A 17,009-nucleotide genomic window follows, 5' to 3' on the forward strand; every position below is an offset into this window, starting at 1 on the left:
GCGGGTATTTCTCGGAGATGGCCTTTTAACATTCCCACCCACTCTTTATCATCCGCCCCCAGCAACTCCGGCCATGGAGACGCTCCATTCACTAAGGAAGTCGTAATGCACATTGGAAAAATGCTGGGGTTGGCCCTGATCACGTTGTCGATGGGCGGCTGCGCCAGCTTCACGAAAGACGAAGTGGCACCCGTCACGCTGCCGTCGAAGGCCAGCTACGCCAACAAACCGAACGTCTACGTAGACTTCAAGTTCTACCAGGGCGAGCCGACAAATGCCGCCGCGGCCGAAGTCCCACAAGCGCGTGACATGCTCAAGCCACAGCTGCAGAAAGTCCTGACTGACTCCGGCCTGTTTGGTCGCGTGACCCTGGATGAATTCCAGAAGCAGCCAGGCGATTACAGCCTGCGCCTGAAGGTCTACAACCATCCACCGGGTGGCGGCCAACTGGTATTGGCCTTTATCAGCGGCTTTACCTTCACCATCATTCCGGCGCTGGGGACTGATCAGTACACCATGAAGCTGGAATCGGTGGACGCACAAGGCCAGGCGCTGAGCACCGGCACCAACCACGACTCGATCAATACCTGGATGGGCATCTGGTTCATCCCGTTGATGGCCAATACGCCGAAAGACGCGGTGACCGATACCTTCACCCGCCAGGTCAATGCCCTGCTCAAGCAAATGGTCGACGGTAATAACCTGAAGTATTCGGCGCTGGATGCCGGCGTGCCACGGGCGTGACACGTAACTGAACGTTTGAAACAGCTGCGAGGGCAGGGTGGCCGATCCTCGCAGCCCAGGCCTTACTTAAGCGCCTTGATGAACAACGGGTCGCTGTACAGCGACTTGAGCAAATCCCGCACCATCGGGTTGTAGGCGTTGGCGGCATTCGGGATCGCAATGAACCCGAAGAACGAACTGGGCCAGGTGTGATTCACTTCCTTGGTCGCGTCGTACACCACGTCATTGCCCTTGAGCAGGGTAAACCGCGCGGCCAGGGTGCCGTTGCCGGAGCCCATGCCTGCCGACAGCGAATTCTTCACCACCAGCACTTGCAGATGACGTTCTGCTTGCGGGTTCAGCAGGCCTGCCAGTTGCAGTTCCTGGGTGATTGCAGCCTGGATATGCGCCGGAATGCTGCCACTGGGCGAGCGGATCGGGTTGGCACGTACAGACAACGAGCCTTCGCCCGACGCGGCCGTCACCTGGGCATTGCTGACGGGTTGCAGCGGCGCTGCCTGCTTGAGGACCTGGACGTTATCGAAGTTCGGCTCGTATTGCGTCATGGTGACGCCGCAGCCTTGCAACAGCAGCGCGAGCAATGGGGTCAACAGTAGAAGCTTTTTCACGGCGTTTCCTTGCGTGAGTGTGGGAGAGCGCCGCGATTATCGTCAGGCAATGGGCCATCGGCAACCAATAGTGGCAAAATGCCTGAATGGCAACGCTGTTACTCGGTTCGGTTTCAGGTCGGAAAATTCACCGATAAGGCAATTTGCTGGCCCCTTTGTAACAAAATCCTCGCCAAAATCACTTTTATTTTCAGGTGGTTAGGCGGGATGCAAATGCGCAATGTTGGAATCATGCTGATCGCCTGTTCCCTGGCGGGTGGGGCGGTTTCGGTTGAGGCACGGGAGCTGCGGGACAACGACAAGTACATGTGCAGTTGGGGGGCTGGCACCGCCGCCCGGGCCCAGGAATTGAAGCTGTCGGGCGTCTCGCTGTACGCCGCGCGGCAGAAGCTGAAGACCTACCAGTTCAAGAAACCCTGGATGCACATGATGGCCATGGGCATCACCGAACAGACCTACGACAGCCGTTCGCGGGTCAAGCCCGAGGTGATTCGCCAGAGTTTTTATCAGGACTGTTTGCGCTACAAGCTGGCGCGTAAATAACCCTTATTTATCCAGCAGCAATTGGAGCCTTGAGAACGACTGGTCGTAGTTGGGCTCCCACGGAAAGCGCCCTTGTTTGTCCGGCCAGACCATTTGCAACGCAGGGAAATCAGCTTTGATCGAGGCGTAGAACCAGCCGGCATAACCGAGGTACTCGCGGTAGTGCCTGCGGTCTACAGGAATGAAGGCGATGCGCATGCCTTCGGCAATATCGTCATAGGGCTTGTAGGTTTCATAGGCGGCTTTTGCACCGGCAAAGCGGATCGCGGCGATGTTCAGCAACTGCTGGGCAATCTGCGGGGGCAGCCCGAATACGATGATTTCCGGTTGGCCGAAGTTGGCGTAGAACCCCAGGGAGTAGGCGAACGAAGGCTCACCGTCTTCAGCCCGCACATGCACATGGTGCCAGCCGATCTTCTTGATATCCGCCAACACCTTCTCGTCATATTCCGAATCTGCCTTGGGCAACTGGAATCCCGGAAGCGGGGCCTTGGCTGAAGTGTTCATCGAGAACAATGAGGCGGCGAAGAGGGCGACGGCGCGAATGATGTTCATCAGAGTCCTTTCTGCGGGATCAGGGGTTGAAAGCGCGATGAGGCTAGCAGTGTTGGGTTCGCTCGGCAAAGTGACCGATGCACCGCCCAGTACAAAATCTGCGTAAGCCTGTCCAACTTCGCCCCGGAGCCCGTCCGCATACTGGCCCCAGGTAACCGAAGAGGCACATGCCATGACCCGCTACGTCATCACTCCCAACGAAACCCCGTCCCTCGCCATCCACGGCGACGACGCCCGCTTCCCGCTGCGCCGGGTGTTCTGTGTCGGGCGCAACTACAGCGAACATGCCCGCGAAATGGGCCACGACCCCGACCGCGAGCCGCCGTTCTTTTTCATGAAGCCAGCTGATGCCGTGGTGCCCGCCGAGGGCGTGATCGCCTATCCGCCGCTGACCGCCGATCTGCACCATGAAGTCGAGTTGGTGGTGGCCATCGGCAAGGGCGGCGTGGACATCGCCCCGGAAGATGCGTTTGCGCATATCTGGGGTTACGGCTTGGGCATCGACCTGACCCGCCGCGACCTCCAGGCCCAGGCGAAAAAGCTGTCGCGGCCGTGGGAATGGGCCAAGGCCTTTGATGAGTCGGCACCTTGCACTCCGCTGCGGCCGGTGAGTGCCGTCGGCCACCCGGGCACTGGGCGAATCTGGCTCAAGGTGAATGGCGAGCAACGTCAAGTGGGCGATCTGGCAGACCAGATCTGGTCGGTCAGTGAGGTGATCAGCCACGCGTCCAAATCCGTGGCGCTGAAAGCCGGCGACTTGATCTTTACCGGCACCCCGGCGGGCGTCGGCGCCTTGCAACCGGGCGATGTGGTGACCGCCGGGATCGACGGCCTGGCGGAGCTGAGCTTCACCCTCGGCCAGGGTTGACGCTACAGTGGTGCCCAGGCCCTCCGAGAAGTACGTATGCCCGGCACCCGCATCACCACCTATGGCATGGAACAACGCAGCGACCGCTCCGACTTCTACATCCGCGACAAGCGGGGCAGGGCGGCGCTGACCAGTCCCCATCGCCACGAATATTTCCAGATCCAGATCAACCTGGGTGGCGACACCGTGCAGCACATCGGCGGTGCGGTGCGCCCGTTCCCGAAAAAGGCCCTGGCCTTTATCCTGCCCCATCGCCTGCACGTGATTCCCCATCCCGACGACGGCGACTTCATGCTGATCAATTTCAGCCAGGGTTTTTTCCTGCCGCAACTGACCTGCGACCCGCTGGACCTGGAAGACATCCCCATCGGCCAGGCGCCGGAGCTGTCGCCGTTCCGCTTCCAGGAGCAGCTGGACTTCATCCTCGACGACGCGGCCTTCGAAGAAGTCAAAGCCTGGCTGGAACACATGCGCACCCTGGACGCCCACCGCAGCTTCGGCGCCCGGGAGCGGCTCAAGGGTTACCTGTTCCAGTTGATCGGGCTGGTGTGCCAACAGTACGCCGAACCGCTCCAGGCGTTCGCCGCCAACAACGCCACCCGGCGTGGGCGCAAGGATGCCCTGGCCCGGGTGCAAGGCTACATCCGCGAGCATTTGCACGAGCCGTCGCTGAACCTGACGGATGCCGCCGCGGCGGTGTTCCTGTCGCCCAACTACCTGACCCACCTGTTGCGCAAGGAAACCGGCAAACCCTTCTCCCAGTTGGTGCTCGACCGGCGCATGCAACTGGCGCGCACGCTGCTGCTCAACAGCCCGCAGATGATCGGCGCGATTGCGCACCGTTGCGGGTTTACCGACGAGGCGTATTTTTCCCGGTGTTTCCGCAAGGCCCACGGGCTGGCGCCGGGGCAGTTCAGGCGGCGTGAGCAGGATTAACGCGCAATCCGGCTGACTGTTTTACAAATCCACCACAACCGATGTGTTTCAATTTACATACAATTGAGCGTCTCATCGGGAGGCGGTGCACATGGGTTCGGTTATACGGTTGGCAACTCCGGGCGATATCAATGCCATTTTCGACATTCGCACCGCCGTGGTGCAGAACCACTTAAGCCGCGAGCAGATGGCTGAGCTGGGCATTACCCCGCAAGTCGTCACCGACAGCATGCGCGAGGCGCCTTGCGTATGGCTTGCCGAACTGGACGGCAGGCCTGTCGCGTTTGCAATGGTTGATCTTGCCGAAGGCGAGGTGTTCGCCCTGTTTGTATTGCCGTCTCACGAGAACCTTGGGTTGGGCCGCCAATTGATGGCAGTGGCCGAGGCCGCGCTGTTCGAGCACCACGACACGCTCTTCCTGATCACGGATGGGCGGGATCAGATCCGTGCCAACGGTTTTTACCAGCGGCTTGGCTGGGCAGTGGTCGACACGGCCGAGGGCGACGATGTTCGCTATCAGAAACACAAGGTGCAATGAGTGTATGAGTGAGCTGGAACCCCCTCAATCCAACGCCTTGCGCTATTTTGGCGTCGGGGTTCTATGTGTCGCGGTGTTGTTGGGGACCTATTTCGTTCGGCTCAATGCCCAGGTAGACCGGCAGCGGGAAGAGGCGGCGGAGCGCCTGGCGTTATGCCGTCAGGCAGCCAGTGTTTCGCGCGCCACGCCCCAGGACGAACTTGTATTGGTGGATCCGTGCAAACACCTGTATCAGCACTATTTGAAGAAGCCCACGCACTTTTAATCAATAACCTTATTTTTATCGCGGAATTAAACAGCGAAGTTTGTTTAACGATGCGCTGTTATTGCACCAAAAAGTGGCATTTCCAATAATCGGATCCATTAAAAAAGTGTGGTTATTGAATGACTTAGCGCTGTTTTAATCCGACGAAAGGTTGAAAATTATCTTGTTACAAGTTTTCCCGCTGGGTAATATAGCCGGGCGTTCACCTCCCACGGTTTATGCATTTTTAAATCCCAAGTTTCCATCAGCTACTTGGGATTTTTTTTGCCCGCGATTCGGCTTTTGTGTCAATCCGCCACGTTGGCAAACTCTGCACGCATCCGGCCATTGCGCTTGGCCTGGTACAGCAACTTGTCGACGGCTTCGACAAAGGCCAGCGCCGCGCCGCCCGGCGTTACCGTGCAAGTGCCTACGCCCAGGCTCAGTGTCAGCAGGTCCGACACCGCAGAGTGCTCATGCGCGATCTGCTGCTGGCGGATCAAATGCAGGCAGCGTTCGGCCACGCGCCGTGCCGACTCGGCATCGGTTTCCGGCAGCAGCCACACAAATTCCTCACCGCCGATACGCGCAATGAAGTCCCGTGGCCGGTTGGCCGCCTGCGACAGCGTGCGTGCCACCTGGCGCAGGCATTCGTCGCCCTTGATATGCCCATAGAGGTCGTTGTACTGCTTGAAATAGTCGATATCCAACAGGATCAACGACAGCGGCAACTGGCTGCGCTGGGCGCTGGTCCATTCCCGCGCCAGCACGGTATCGAACATGCGCCGGTTGGCGATGCCGGTGAGGCCGTCCTGGAACGAATACTCCTCCAGCTGCTTCTGCAGGCGAATCAGGTGTTCTTCGGTCTTCTTGCGCTCGCTGATGTCGAACATGAAGCCGATCAGCGCCTGCACCTCGCCGTCCTTGCGCTCCACGTGCACCACGTCGCGAATCCACACGTACTCACCGCTGGCGGTCAGCGCCCGGTAATCGGCTTCATGATCGACCCCGGCCCGGGACTGCGAGACGCAGAAGTTGACCACGTATTCGCGGTCATCCGGGTGCATGCGTTCCACCCAATCATCCACGGTGGCCCAGCTCTGTGGCGTCCAGCCCAGCAGCGCCTCGATTTGCGGGCCGATGTAGCTGAAGGTCATGGTCGGCCAGTCGATGCGCCAGGGGATGGCCTTGGTCGATTCCAGCAACGTCTTGTACACAGCACTGTCGGGTTCGATCAAAGGTTCGATACTCATGCGGGGTGCTCTCGGTGTCGGAAAAAACCAGAGCATCTGGCCATCATCGCCAGGAAGCAAGCCCTTCGCGTGGCATCGGATAAGAGGGGGGCTGTGTGGTTTTTCTGGCGTCAGCCGGCCAGCGGTTTTAGCCGAAATGCGCACCAAGTATCACTTTTGAATTAATTCCCGGGCAGTTTGAAAAAGCTCATCTACCCTAGACGGATCACGTCCTCCGAGCCCCGTACAGGGAAGGGTGCCCGCATGATTTCGATCGCCGAGTTTCGCCACATCATGGAGTCGGGCTTCCTGCCCCTCGCCTGTGACTGCTCATTGAACAGCGACGGTTCGCTGCGCATCAACATCTTCGACCCGGCCTCCGGGCGCGTCGACCTGCTGCTGCCCCGTGTGTCGCCCCAGGGTCTGGACAGCATCCGTTCCATCTCAAACCTGATTGGCGAACTGCGCACCGAGATCAAGGCCGGGCGCAGGGGTTTTGCAGCGGTCAGTTAGCGGATCAGGAGATCGCTTGTGCCGTCGGGGTAGTCACTACCCCGTAACCGCGCCAGCAGCAATGCTCGCGGTGCCCCGGCAGGAACACGCAGCCGCCAAGGTTCATGAGCAGGACGGCGGCAACCAGCAGTGAAATTCGACGAGACATGGTGATTTCCTCAAGGTGATGGGCGTCGCCAACCAACAGAACGCGCCTGTCGATTACCAACGGTTAACCCTTGAACGCGGCCATATGGATAAATCCGTCGCGACCTTTCAACAATTTCATCAACTCCCCGCAAACCCTGGGCAATACTGGCCCTGCCTGCCGTCCTGAGCGGTCGCGATAAAAAGTTCTTTTTGTTGCGACGGATTTTCGGACACCTGCCGTTCAACCCTACAACTGCGATCACTGGCGATCGCCGATGAAGGAGTTGTCATGAGACTTGCACGACCGCTGGCCAAATTACGTTATGCCCTGTTGATCCCGCTGGCACTGGCCGCCCTGGTCAGCACGCCGACCTTTGCCCAGACCGAAGTGATCATCCGCGAAGCGCCACCGCCGATGCGCGTCGAGGCCGTTCCCGTCGAACGCCCTGGCTATGTGTGGGATCGCGGGCACTGGCGCTACGAAGGGCGCGGTTATGCCTGGGTACCGGGCCACTGGCAGCCGGTGATGCGCAACGCCCGTTGGGAACCTGGCCACTGGGAATCGCGCGGCCCCAACTGGTACTGGAGAGAAGGGCACTGGATCCGCTGAGCATTCCGTCAACCTGACCCTTAGCCACCGGACCGAGACTTGCCCTATTGAAAGACACTGATCCGGACGTTGAGCTGTTGGCCCGCATCGGTAACAACGAACCGGCGGCCATCAACGAAATGGTGACGCGCAAACTGCCGCGTTTGCTCGCGCTCGCCAGTCGGATCCTCGGGGATGCCGACGAGGCCAGGGACGTGGCCCAGGAAAGCTTCCTGCGTATCTGGCGCCAGGCTGCAAGCTGGCGCAGTGGCGAAGCGCGTTTCGACACCTGGCTGCACCGCGTGGCACTCAACCTGTGCCAAGACCATTTGCGTCGGCGCAAGGAGCGCCCGCTGCACGATGAGGAGGCGATGAGCGAGGTGGTCGACACAGCGCCTGCGCCCGATGAACAGCTGGAAGCGGCCGCCCGCAGTGAGCACATGGCGGCGGCGTTAGCGTCGCTGCCTGATCGCCAGCGTGAGGCGATTGTGTTGCAGTATTACCAAGAGCTGTCGAATATCGACGCCGCGGCGCTGATGAACATCAGCGTCGAGGCACTGGAGAGCTTGCTGTCACGGGCCCGGCGCAACCTGCGCAGTTACCTTGACGACACACCCGGGCCCGCCCGCCCAGGAAGGGGAAAACCATGACGCCTGAACGATTTGCCCAATTGGCCGAGGCTTACGGCGGCCACTTGCACCGTTGGCCGCGCGCCGAACAGGCCGAGGCCCAGGCCCTGCTGGATGCAGGCGATGCCAGCCTCCTTGAGGTGCTGCATCAGGCGCGATGGCTCGACGGCCAGCTGGACGGCTATCAACTGGCACCCGTCGACCCGGCGCTGGCGCGGCAGATTCGTCAATCGTTTCCCCAGCGCCAGTCCTTCTGGGCGCGCTACGCCGGCTGGCTGTCGCCGGCCGGTTTTGTTGGCGTGGGCATCGCCGGGGTCGCCGCCGGAATCCTGGTGGCATCGTTGAGCGTGCCGTTGCCCATGCTTGGCCCTGAAGTACTGCCGAGTGTCTTCGACCAGGGCGACGCCGAAGTCGTCTTCACCGTCAACGCCGAGGAAAGCGAGCAATGACCCCGTCACCCAAGTACCTGAAGCCGCTGCTGGTTGTGTCGGTGTTGTTCAACGTGTTTTTGATCGGCGGTGTCGGCGGTGGCTTGTACCATTGGTTGGCGAACACCAAGCCCGCCGAGGCGGTGGTTAACCAGCATGGCCTGCGCCAGGCGATGGTCAAGCTGCCGCCGGAACGGCGCAAGGAACTGCGCCAGTTGTTGCGCCAGAACCGCGCCGACAGCCAGCCGCTGGTACTTGCCGGGCGCGAGGCGCGGCTGGACGTGATCAAGCAACTGGAGGCGCCGACTCTCGACCGTGAGGCGTTGGTGACGGATTTGGGCAAGGCCCGGGAGGCGGACATGGCGCTCAGGGCGCTGGTGGACAACACCCTGGCGCAGTTCGCCAGCACCTTGCCCCGGGATGAGCGCCAGCGGTTGGTGGAGGCGTTGTATATGAAGGGGCAGGCGAAGGGCAAGGTCGCCAAGAGCCACTGATGATCGTTCCCACGCTCTGCGTGGGAACGCCGCCCCGGACGCTCTGCGTCCAGTTGGCGATGCAAGGTTCAAGTCTTGCGCAGTGGTGACGCGGAGCGTCACGGTATGCGTTCCCACGCAGAGCGTGGGAACGAGCATTAATAACCGAGACGGGCGACGGATTTTCCCGGGTCGCGGCGTTTAACCCGGGTAGGCCCGCCACTCAGGCGAAGGCCAATCTCATTGGGGAACCGTGCCATGTCCCGCCTATTCAAAGCTACGCTGGCCGCCACGTTGATGGCGGCTGCGTTGTCCGGTTGTATTGTCGAGCCTGTTCATCCGCGGCGTCCGCCGCCTTTGGTCGAGGTGGTGCCGGTGGCGCCGGCGCCAGGGTATCAGTGGGTGCGGGGGCACTATCGCTGGGGGAACGGGCAGTGGTTATGGGTGCCGGGGCATTGGCGGTACTGATCCACCACACGTTCAACTGCGACACCTAAACCCTGTGGGAGCTGGCTTGCCTGCGATGGCGTCACCGCGGTGTTACTGACAGACCGAGGTGCCTGCATCGCGGGTAAGCCCGGCTCCCACAGGTGATAGGGGCTCTGTCAGGACTTTCCTGAATGTCTCCACCAGCGGCCGCAAGTTGATCCGATGCCACGCCGCCCACAGCGGCGTGGTGTAGGTCAGCCACGGCAGTTCTCGCAACACCACACCCGGTGGCGCATTGCGGCTCAGACCCTTCTGCACCATCGCTACACCCAACCCCGACGCTACCAATCCCAACGCGGTAAACGGCTCGCTGGCTTCCATCGGAATCTGCGGGGTAAACCCTGCCCGAATGCACGCCGCAACAAAGTCATCCGCCGGGTTTGCACCCGCTTTGCGCTGCACGCCAATCCATTGCTGCTCGGCCAGATGCTCAGGCAGCAACTCGCTGACGCTGGCCAGCGGATGCTGCTCGGGCAGCGCCAGCAGCATCGGATCGTCCAGCACTTGCAATGCCATCAGGTCCGGGTCATCCGCCGCCGGTGGTTCACCCACCAGAGCGATATCCAGGCTGCGTTGGCGCAGGCCTTCCAGCTGTTCGGCGGAGGGCAGGTTGTACAGGGCGATATGCACGTTGGGCCGCGCGTCACGCAGTACCTTCAGGGCGTTGGGCAGCACCCCCGCGTGCATGGCGTTTTCGATGTAGCCGATGCACAGTCCGCCTTCTTCGCCTTTGCCCAATCGCCGGCCCAATGACTCCAGGCGGTTGGCGTGGGTCAGCAGCGCCTTGGTTTCGGCGAGGAACGTCTGGCCGTCGCGGGTCAGGCGGATGCGCTGTTGGCTGCGCTCGAACAGGGTCAGGCCCAGGCGCTCTTCCAATTGGGCAATCTGCCGGCTCAGGGGCGATTGGGAGATGTGCAACCGTTCGGCAGCACGCCCCACGTGTTCTTCTTCAGCGACTACAACGAAGTAGCGCAATTGGCGGAAGTCGATCATGTCAGACCTTAAGGGACTCAAGTTGGTCGCAGTATGTCTTGGACGGTCCGATCTCTGCAATCTACGATCTGCTCAACGGTCAACACAGCGACCTTGAACAATCTTGAGGATTTACCCCATGAGCTTGAAAGACAAACTGCCCGGCGTGCTGGGTTTTGGCACCGCCCCCTTGGGCAACATGTTCCGTGCGATTCCTGAAGAGGAGGCGCAAGCCACCGTTGAAGCAGCCTGGAACCAGGGCGTGCGTTACTTCGACACCGCCCCGTTCTACGGCTCGGGCCTCTCGGAAATCCGCCTGGGCCAGGCCCTGTCCAAGTACAACCGTGACGACTATGTGCTCAGCACCAAGGTCGGCCGGGTGATCCTGGATGAAGTGGAAGAAAGCGCCCGCGACCTCGGCGAGAAAAGCGGCGTGTTTGAACATGGCCGGCCGAACAAGATGGTCAACGACTACAGCGCCGATGCCACCCTGCGCTCCATCGAAGACAGCCTCAACCGCCTGCAAACCGACCGCCTCGACATCGTGTGGATTCACGACATCGCCCAGGATTTCTACGGCGATCAATGGCTGGACTACTTCAATCAGGCGCGCACCGGTGCTTTCAAGGTGCTGACCCGCCTGCGTGAAGAAGGCGTGATCAAGGCCTGGGGCTTGGGCGTCAATCGGGTCGAGCCTTGCGAGTTGACCCTGGACCTGGCCGAAGCCCAGCCCGACGGTTTCCTGCTTGCCGGTCGCTACACCTTGCTCGACCATGAACGCGCCTTGCAGCGCTTGATGGATGCAGCCCAGGCGCAGAACGTCGAGATCGTGGTCGGTGGCCCTTACAGCTCCGGGATCCTGGCGGGCGGCGCACATTTTGAGTACCAGAAAGCCAGCCCGGCGATCATCAGCAAGGTCGAGCAGATCAAGGCGATTGCCGCGGCCCATGGCGTGAGTGTGAAAGCCGCTGCACTGCAATTCTCCCTGGCCCACCCGGCAGTGGCGGCAGTGATTCCGGGTGCCAGTCGTCCGGGGCGCATTGCTGAAGACGTCGCGGCGTTGTCAGAGAAGATTCCCGCAGCCTTTTGGCAGGCCCTGCGCGAGGCACGATTGATTTCGGCCCGTGCACCGCTGCCGCTCTAACCACAGGAACGCGAACATGAAAATTGATATCAGTGGCAAAGTCGCAATCGTCAGTGGCAGCACCGCCGGCATAGGCCTGGGCATCAGCCAGGCGCTGGCGCAATCCGGCGCTACGGTGGTGGTGATCGGGCGTGAATCGGGCAAGGTCGACGAGGCGCTGGCGACCATTCGCCAGGCCGTGCCCGGCGCGGATCTGCGTGGGCTGGTGGCGGACCTCGGTACGGCCGAGGGCGCTGAAAAGCTGTTCGCCGCCGAGCCGCGCGCCGACATCCTGGTGAACAACCTCGGGATCTTCAACGACGTCGATTTCTTCGACGCCCCCGACAGCGAGTGGACGCGTTTCTACGAGGTCAACGTGATCTCCGGTGTGCGTTTGTCGCGGCATTACACGCCGGGCATGGTCGAGCAGGGCTGGGGCCGGGTGATCTTTGTGTCGTCGGAATCCGGGGTGGCAACGCCGGCTGACATGATCAATTACGGCGTGACCAAAAGCGCCAACCTGGCGGTGTCCCATGGCTTGGCCAAACGCCTGGCGGGCACCGGGGTGACGGTCAATTCGATCCTGCCGGGGCCGACCTTTACCGATGGCCTGGAGCACATGCTCAAGGACGCCGTGGCCAAGTCCGGGCGCAGTGCGCGGGACGAGGCCGATGTGTTTGTGCGCAATGCGCGGCCGACGTCGATCATCCAGCGCGCAGCGAATGTGGATGAAGTGGCGAATCTGGTGGCGTACATTGCTTCACCGTTGTCCTCTGCCACCACCGGTGCCGCGTTGCGGGTCGACGGCGGTGTTGTCGACAGCATGGCGATCTGATTTTTCTTGAATGGTTTGGAGTGTTAATCGTGGCAAAAGCATCTGCTGTTATTGAAATCCCGGTTTCGGCCGAACAGGTTTGGCAATTGGTCGGCGGCTTCAATTCGCTGCCGGACTGGCTGCCCTTTATCGTCAAGAGCGAGCCGAGTGAAGGCGGGCGCGTGCGCCACCTGCAAACGGCGGATGGCGGGGTGGTGGTGGAACGGTTGCAACGCTTTGATGATGCGGCGCGTACCTACAGTTATTCGATCAGCGAGTCGCCGTTTCCGGTGAGTGAGTATCTGGCGACGTTGAAGGTTGAGGCGCTGGGTGACAGCTCCGCGAAGGTGACCTGGTCGGGCGTGTTCACTCCGGTGGCCGGTGTGACGGATGCGGCGGTGGAGGAGTTGTTCAGCGGTGTCTACAGCGGTGGGCTGGATGCGTTGCGGGGTAATTTTCCGGGCTGAATGAAGATCAAATGTGGGAGCGGGCTTGCTCGCGAATGCGGTGGATCAGTGCCAGATGGGTTGACTGACACTCCGCATTCGCGAGCAAGCCCGCTCCCACATTGGTTTTGTGGTGTTCTTCAGGCTTCAGGCTTCGGGCATCAGTTGTTGGCGGCATTCGAGGATCAGCTTTGCGCCGCCTCGTTCGCTGCTGCCGACTTCCAGTTTGAAACCGTGCAGGTTGATGATCGCGGCGACAATCGACAGCCCCAAGCCAAACCCGCCTTGCTGTTGATTGCCTTCGTCCACCCGGTAAAACCGCTGGAACACTGCCGCACGTTCAGCTGCGGGAATCCCGGGGCCGGAGTCGAGCACTTCAATGCGGGTGCTGCCGGCATCGTTCACGCCGCGCAAAATCACTTCGCCGCCCGGCGGGGTGAACTTGATCGAGTTGCTCAGCAGGTTGGCCAGGGCTTCGAACAGCAGCGCGCGGTCACCGGTGATCCAGGGCAATGAGTCCGGCACTTGCAGCAGCAGTTCCATCTCGCCTTCTTCTGCCAGGGGCAGGTAGAAGTCGTGGAGTTCCTGCAGCAAGGGCAGGGGATCAAGCACCAGGAAGCCCGAGCGGCGCTGATGGTCTTCCAGTTCGGAAATCCGCAGCAGGCCGCGAAAACGCGCCATCAAGGTGTCGGTCTCGGCGATGGCCGCGTCCAGTTGCAGGGCGTGGGGCGCGTCTTCATCAGCCTGTTGCTGGATTCGGTACAGCTGCGCCCGCAGGCGTGTGAGCGGGGTGCGCAGGTCGTGGGCGATGTTGTCGCACACGCCCTTGACCTCGTTCATCAGCTTCTCGATGCGGTCGAGCATCGCGTTGACGATGGCCGCCAGCATGTCCAGTTCGTCGCGGCGGTCGGACAATGGCAGACGGTGGGTCAGGTCGCCGGCCACGATGGCTTCGGCACTCGCCTGGATCCCGCGAATCCGTCGCAACGGACGCCGTCGCAGCAGGTGCCAGCCAGCCGCGCCGGGAATGATCGTCAGGGTGATCCCCCACAGCAAGGCGTGCAGGATGATCCGCGTCACGCCGAACAGCGAGCCGTTGGCCCGCACCAGGATCAGCCAGCGGCCGTCTTCGGTGTGGGTGGCTACGGCGTCGCAGCTGTCGCGCGGCAGTTTCGGGTCGTCGGAGTCGATGCAGTTGGCCAGGGCGTGGATGTGCCCGTCCATTGGCAGGTCGGGCGGTATCACGCGGATCGGGCCGCTGATGGGGTTGAACTGATTGTCGAACAGGCCGTAGGCGTCAACGCCCTTCATGTCGAAGGTCATGCTGGTGGTCAGGGCTTCCACCAGCTCTTCGCCGTCAAACCGCTGGAACAGGTGCTGGCGCTGCATCAGGGAGTGGCGCGAGAGGTCGCCCAGGTAACCGGACACCTCGTAGTACAGCACGCCCATGAGGATGCAGCTCCAGGCCACGAACAACGAACTGTAGAGCGCCAGCAGCCGGCTGCTGGAAGAGCGCCAGCCTTTAGAGGGGTTCAGCAATGACATACCCGGAACCTCGTACCGTGCGGATCAGCGGCGTGAGGCCCGGCGGGTCGATTTTTTTGCGCAGGCGACCGATGTGCACGTCGATCAGGTTGGTGCCCGGGTCGAAGTGATAACCCCAGACTTCCTCGAAGATCATCATCCGCGAGAGAATTTGCCCGGTGTTGCGCATCAGGAATTCCAGCAGTTTGTATTCGGTCGGCAACAGGCTCAGGGGCTGTTCGGCGCGGCTGGCTTCACGGCTGATCAGATTCAGTTCCAGATCCGCCACGCGCAAGGCAGTTTCAAACTCCTTGACCGTGCTTTTGCGCCGCAGCAGCACTTCGACGCGGGCGGCCATTTCGTCGGAGGCGAACGGTTTGGTCAGGTAGTCATCACCACCGGCCCGCAGGCCGCGTACCCGTTCATCCACATCGGAGAGGGCGCTGATCATCAGGATCGGCGTGGATACGCCGATAGTGCGCAGGGTGGTGACGATGGCCAGGCCATCCAGTTCCGGGAGCATGCGGTCGAGGGTGATCAGGTCGTAATCACCGCTGACGGCACGGACCAGGCCTTCGCGGCCATTGTCTACCCAGTCTACGTCCAGTCCATGGCTACTCAGCTCGGCAACGATCTCGCGGGCCGTTACGGCGTCGTCCTCGATGGTCAAAATGCGGGTCATAAGGATTACCTGGTGAGCGATTCACACTGAAGTGCGGGCATTTTGCCAAGAAATGATAGCCCGCTTCCTAAATAAAAATTTATGTAGGCACAAACGACACAATTCACCATAACCCGCTGAATCTGAACGAACGCTGTGTGTGTAGGGTTTTTTGCATGCCATGGGGTGCGTACGGGTTATTTCCTACGAGGAATGCAATACGCCCGCCGCTCCAGGCCATTTCTTGCAAGTTGCATGGTTCAAATTAGTTCAACTTAATTAAGTTGTTGAAATATATGATGTTTTAATTTTAGAGCTTCTGGCACGTCGCCTGCACTGTCCCTTTTGAGACTTGTAACACTATTTTTCATGCCTGGAGCAAAACAACAATGATTACATCCTCATCCACGCTGCAAGAGTCGAGCACGCTCTCCGGGGTTTCCTGGGGCGCGATCTTTGCCGGGGCCGCTGCCGCGGCTGCGCTGTCCTTGATTCTGGTACTGCTGGGCTTCGGCCTGGGCTTTTCGGCGGTGTCGCCGTGGGCCGACAGTGGCATCAGCGCCAAAGGGCTTGGCATTTCTACCATTGTCTGGCTGGCGGTTACGCAAATCATCGCGTCGGGGATGGGCGGTTACATCGCCGGTCGCCTGCGGGTGAAATGGGCCAATATGCACGGCGATGAGGTGTACTTTCGCGACACCGCCCATGGCTTCCTGGCCTGGGCCGTGGCGACACTGGTGACGGCGGTGCTGATCGTCGGTTCGGTCAGCAGTGTGGTCAGCGGTGGTGTGAAGGCCGGTGCCAGTGTGGCCTCGGGTGCCGTCAGTGGCATGAGCCAGGTGGCTGGCGCTGCCTCCAAGGGCGAAGACTTTGGCTACTACGTCGACAGCCTGTTCCGTGATGATCGCCCGGCCGCCGTCAGTGATGACGCGGTGCATGGTGTGGTCGCTCGCATCTTCGCTCGTACCGTGAGCAACAATGGTCAGCTGGCACCTGAAGACCGTGCGTACCTTGCACAGTTGATCAGCCAGCGGACCAACCTCAGCCAGGCCGATGCCGAGGCGCGTGTTGACCAGGTCTATGGCCAGGCTCAAAAAGCCCTGGATGACGCCAAGTTGAAAGCCAAGCAGGCTGCCGACACGGCTGCAAAAGTGGCTGCCTACACGTCGCTGTGGACCTTCGTGGCGCTGTTGATCGGTGCGTTTTTTGCCAGCCTCGCTGCAACCTTTGGTGGTCGTCGCCGGGATGCCGTGGTGTATCTGGAAACCACTCCCCACACCACTTCCGTTCGTTAATTCAAGGAGAACGTCATGCGCTCATTACTGCTGTTTTTCCTCGGTGTGCCTATCCCGGTCATTATCCTGATCGCGATCTTCATGCACTGATCCTGAGGCTTGCTCGGTCCTCATGTGGGAGCGGGCTTGCTGGCGAAAAAAGCGGTGTATCAGTCACATATGAACTGGCTGATACACCGCTTTCGCGAGCAAGCCCGCTCCCACATTTTGTTTTGTGTCGTTGCTGCATTCCGGGCGAAGGCGAAATCTCCGGATTTTGTTAATTGTTGCTTAACCGCCTTTTGGCTAAGCTCCCGTCCCATGAGCCGCTATCTGCGTTTTTTCCTGGTCCTGCTGTTGAGTCTTGCGCTTCCCCTGACCGGGATGGCGGGTGTGCCGTCGAGCACCGAGCCGTGCCCGATGCAGATGTCCGACATGCAGATGATGAGCGACATGGCCCCTGACTGTTGCCAGGACGGCGCAGCCGCCGACCACGGCAAAAGCTGCAAGCCCGGCCAGGAGTGCAAGACCGGCGGCATGCTGCAATTGTCGATGCCGGTGCTCAAGGCCCCGGTGACTGCTTCCAATGCGCTGGTTGTCAGCGTCTCTTCCGACTTCATTCCCGACCGCACGCCGTCCGGCGTCTGGCGCCCGCCCCGTCGCTGAATCCTGTTGCA

At 60.8% G+C, this 17,009-nt stretch carries 24 protein-coding genes; 17 read left to right on the top strand and 7 right to left on the bottom strand.

Annotation, left to right across the window (positions count from 1 at the left end; translation table 11 throughout):
* Positions 1–105: 105 nt before the first annotated feature.
* Positions 106–744 (top strand): hypothetical protein, encoded by a 639-nt coding sequence (locus tag ACIOMR_RS14970; RefSeq protein WP_134326911.1) that lies wholly within the window; start codon positions 106–108, stop codon positions 742–744.
* Between the two features lie 62 nt (positions 745–806).
* Here ACIOMR_RS14970 and ACIOMR_RS14975 read toward each other — a convergent pair whose 3' ends face one another.
* Positions 807–1,352, bottom strand: coding sequence for a hypothetical protein (locus ACIOMR_RS14975; protein WP_003219695.1), 546 nt, complete (start codon positions 1,350–1,352; stop codon positions 807–809).
* Positions 1,353–1,565: 213 nt separating this feature from the next.
* Between ACIOMR_RS14975 and ACIOMR_RS14980 the strand changes: the two genes are divergently transcribed.
* On the top strand, positions 1,566–1,895 hold the full coding sequence (locus ACIOMR_RS14980) for a hypothetical protein (RefSeq protein WP_023658946.1): 330 nt from the start codon (positions 1,566–1,568) through the stop codon (positions 1,893–1,895).
* A 3-nt stretch (positions 1,896–1,898) separates the two neighbouring features.
* Here ACIOMR_RS14980 and ACIOMR_RS14985 read toward each other — a convergent pair whose 3' ends face one another.
* Positions 1,899–2,450 (bottom strand): DUF4262 domain-containing protein, encoded by a 552-nt coding sequence (locus tag ACIOMR_RS14985; RefSeq protein ID WP_003219697.1) that lies wholly within the window; start codon positions 2,448–2,450, stop codon positions 1,899–1,901.
* Between the two features lie 172 nt (positions 2,451–2,622).
* On the opposite strand from ACIOMR_RS14985, the gene ACIOMR_RS14990 reads away from it, so the two are divergent.
* The 4 genes from ACIOMR_RS14990 (at position 2,623) to ACIOMR_RS15005 (ending at position 5,057) form a co-directional block, all read left to right on the top strand.
* Positions 2,623–3,318, top strand: coding sequence for a fumarylacetoacetate hydrolase family protein (locus ACIOMR_RS14990; protein WP_102369405.1), 696 nt, complete (start codon positions 2,623–2,625; stop codon positions 3,316–3,318).
* A gap of 36 nt (positions 3,319–3,354) precedes the next feature.
* Complete coding sequence (locus ACIOMR_RS14995; protein WP_401194949.1) at positions 3,355–4,254, top strand: helix-turn-helix transcriptional regulator; 900 nt, start codon at positions 3,355–3,357, stop codon at positions 4,252–4,254.
* A gap of 91 nt (positions 4,255–4,345) precedes the next feature.
* Positions 4,346–4,792: a GNAT family N-acetyltransferase gene (locus ACIOMR_RS15000; RefSeq protein ID WP_401194952.1), complete on the top strand. Its 447-nt coding sequence runs from the start codon at positions 4,346–4,348 to the stop codon at positions 4,790–4,792.
* A gap of 4 nt (positions 4,793–4,796) precedes the next feature.
* A complete protein-coding gene (locus ACIOMR_RS15005; protein ID WP_003219703.1) occupies positions 4,797–5,057 on the top strand; it encodes a hypothetical protein in 261 nt (86 codons plus the stop codon).
* 287 nt (positions 5,058–5,344) lie between these two features.
* Here ACIOMR_RS15005 and ACIOMR_RS15010 read toward each other — a convergent pair whose 3' ends face one another.
* Positions 5,345–6,289 (bottom strand): sensor domain-containing diguanylate cyclase, encoded by a 945-nt coding sequence (locus ACIOMR_RS15010; RefSeq protein WP_401194955.1) that lies wholly within the window; start codon positions 6,287–6,289, stop codon positions 5,345–5,347.
* Between the two features lie 243 nt (positions 6,290–6,532).
* On the opposite strand from ACIOMR_RS15010, the gene ACIOMR_RS15015 reads away from it, so the two are divergent.
* A complete protein-coding gene (locus ACIOMR_RS15015; RefSeq protein WP_008435982.1) occupies positions 6,533–6,781 on the top strand; it encodes a DUF1652 domain-containing protein in 249 nt (82 codons plus the stop codon).
* 4 nt (positions 6,782–6,785) lie between these two features.
* Here ACIOMR_RS15015 and ACIOMR_RS15020 read toward each other — a convergent pair whose 3' ends face one another.
* Positions 6,786–6,929, bottom strand: coding sequence for a hypothetical protein (locus tag ACIOMR_RS15020; RefSeq protein WP_166742173.1), 144 nt, complete (start codon positions 6,927–6,929; stop codon positions 6,786–6,788).
* A 270-nt stretch (positions 6,930–7,199) separates the two neighbouring features.
* On the opposite strand from ACIOMR_RS15020, the gene ACIOMR_RS15025 reads away from it, so the two are divergent.
* From ACIOMR_RS15025 to ACIOMR_RS15045, 5 genes are all read left to right on the top strand, one after another.
* The gene (locus ACIOMR_RS15025; RefSeq protein WP_003219711.1) at positions 7,200–7,520 is read left to right on the top strand and encodes a YXWGXW repeat-containing protein; all 321 of its coding nucleotides are present in this window, start codon (positions 7,200–7,202) and stop codon (positions 7,518–7,520) included.
* 47 nt (positions 7,521–7,567) lie between these two features.
* Entirely contained in the window at positions 7,568–8,149 is a 582-nt protein-coding gene (locus ACIOMR_RS15030) for an RNA polymerase sigma factor (protein ID WP_177040030.1), read from the top strand.
* Positions 8,146–8,577, top strand: a complete 432-nt coding sequence (locus ACIOMR_RS15035; RefSeq protein ID WP_003219715.1) for a hypothetical protein — start codon at positions 8,146–8,148, stop codon at positions 8,575–8,577. The genes ACIOMR_RS15030 and ACIOMR_RS15035 overlap by 4 nt, the downstream gene beginning before the upstream one ends.
* Positions 8,574–9,050: a periplasmic heavy metal sensor gene (locus ACIOMR_RS15040; protein WP_003219717.1), complete on the top strand. Its 477-nt coding sequence runs from the start codon at positions 8,574–8,576 to the stop codon at positions 9,048–9,050. Before ACIOMR_RS15035 ends, ACIOMR_RS15040 begins: the two co-directional genes overlap by 4 nt.
* Before the next feature lie 237 nt (positions 9,051–9,287).
* Positions 9,288–9,497: a YXWGXW repeat-containing protein gene (locus ACIOMR_RS15045; RefSeq protein ID WP_080673247.1), complete on the top strand. Its 210-nt coding sequence runs from the start codon at positions 9,288–9,290 to the stop codon at positions 9,495–9,497.
* A 72-nt stretch (positions 9,498–9,569) separates the two neighbouring features.
* On the opposite strand, the gene ACIOMR_RS15050 is transcribed toward ACIOMR_RS15045, so the two are convergent.
* Positions 9,570–10,511 (bottom strand): LysR substrate-binding domain-containing protein, encoded by a 942-nt coding sequence (locus tag ACIOMR_RS15050; protein ID WP_177035703.1) that lies wholly within the window; start codon positions 10,509–10,511, stop codon positions 9,570–9,572.
* Between the two features lie 118 nt (positions 10,512–10,629).
* On the opposite strand from ACIOMR_RS15050, the gene ACIOMR_RS15055 reads away from it, so the two are divergent.
* The 3 genes from ACIOMR_RS15055 to ACIOMR_RS15065 are packed head-to-tail and all read left to right on the top strand — an operon-like array spanning position 10,630 to position 12,894.
* Positions 10,630–11,634, top strand: a complete 1,005-nt coding sequence (locus ACIOMR_RS15055) for an aldo/keto reductase (RefSeq protein ID WP_003219721.1) — start codon at positions 10,630–10,632, stop codon at positions 11,632–11,634.
* Positions 11,635–11,650: 16 nt separating this feature from the next.
* Positions 11,651–12,448, top strand: a complete 798-nt coding sequence (locus ACIOMR_RS15060; RefSeq protein ID WP_401194963.1) for an SDR family NAD(P)-dependent oxidoreductase — start codon at positions 11,651–11,653, stop codon at positions 12,446–12,448.
* Between the two features lie 29 nt (positions 12,449–12,477).
* Complete coding sequence (locus ACIOMR_RS15065; protein ID WP_102369400.1) at positions 12,478–12,894, top strand: SRPBCC family protein; 417 nt, start codon at positions 12,478–12,480, stop codon at positions 12,892–12,894.
* Positions 12,895–13,020: 126 nt separating this feature from the next.
* Here ACIOMR_RS15065 and ACIOMR_RS15070 read toward each other — a convergent pair whose 3' ends face one another.
* Both ACIOMR_RS15070 and ACIOMR_RS15075 read right to left on the bottom strand, forming a co-directional pair.
* Positions 13,021–14,418, bottom strand: coding sequence for a cell wall metabolism sensor histidine kinase WalK (locus tag ACIOMR_RS15070; RefSeq protein WP_008435962.1), 1,398 nt, complete (start codon positions 14,416–14,418; stop codon positions 13,021–13,023).
* Positions 14,396–15,079: a response regulator transcription factor gene (locus ACIOMR_RS15075; RefSeq protein WP_003219726.1), complete on the bottom strand. Its 684-nt coding sequence runs from the start codon at positions 15,077–15,079 to the stop codon at positions 14,396–14,398. Before ACIOMR_RS15075 ends, ACIOMR_RS15070 begins: the two co-directional genes overlap by 23 nt.
* Before the next feature lie 368 nt (positions 15,080–15,447).
* Between ACIOMR_RS15075 and ACIOMR_RS15080 the strand changes: the two genes are divergently transcribed.
* Together ACIOMR_RS15080 and ACIOMR_RS15085 are read left to right on the top strand one after the other, a co-directional pair.
* Positions 15,448–16,353, top strand: coding sequence for a hypothetical protein (locus ACIOMR_RS15080; protein ID WP_003219728.1), 906 nt, complete (start codon positions 15,448–15,450; stop codon positions 16,351–16,353).
* A gap of 300 nt (positions 16,354–16,653) precedes the next feature.
* Positions 16,654–16,998: a hypothetical protein gene (locus tag ACIOMR_RS15085; protein ID WP_177009771.1), complete on the top strand. Its 345-nt coding sequence runs from the start codon at positions 16,654–16,656 to the stop codon at positions 16,996–16,998.
* Positions 16,999–17,009 lie beyond the last annotated feature (11 nt).

Origin of the sequence: Pseudomonas sp. NPDC087814, assembly GCF_044742865.1 — a bacterium.
Taxonomy (GTDB): domain Bacteria; phylum Pseudomonadota; class Gammaproteobacteria; order Pseudomonadales; family Pseudomonadaceae; genus Aquipseudomonas.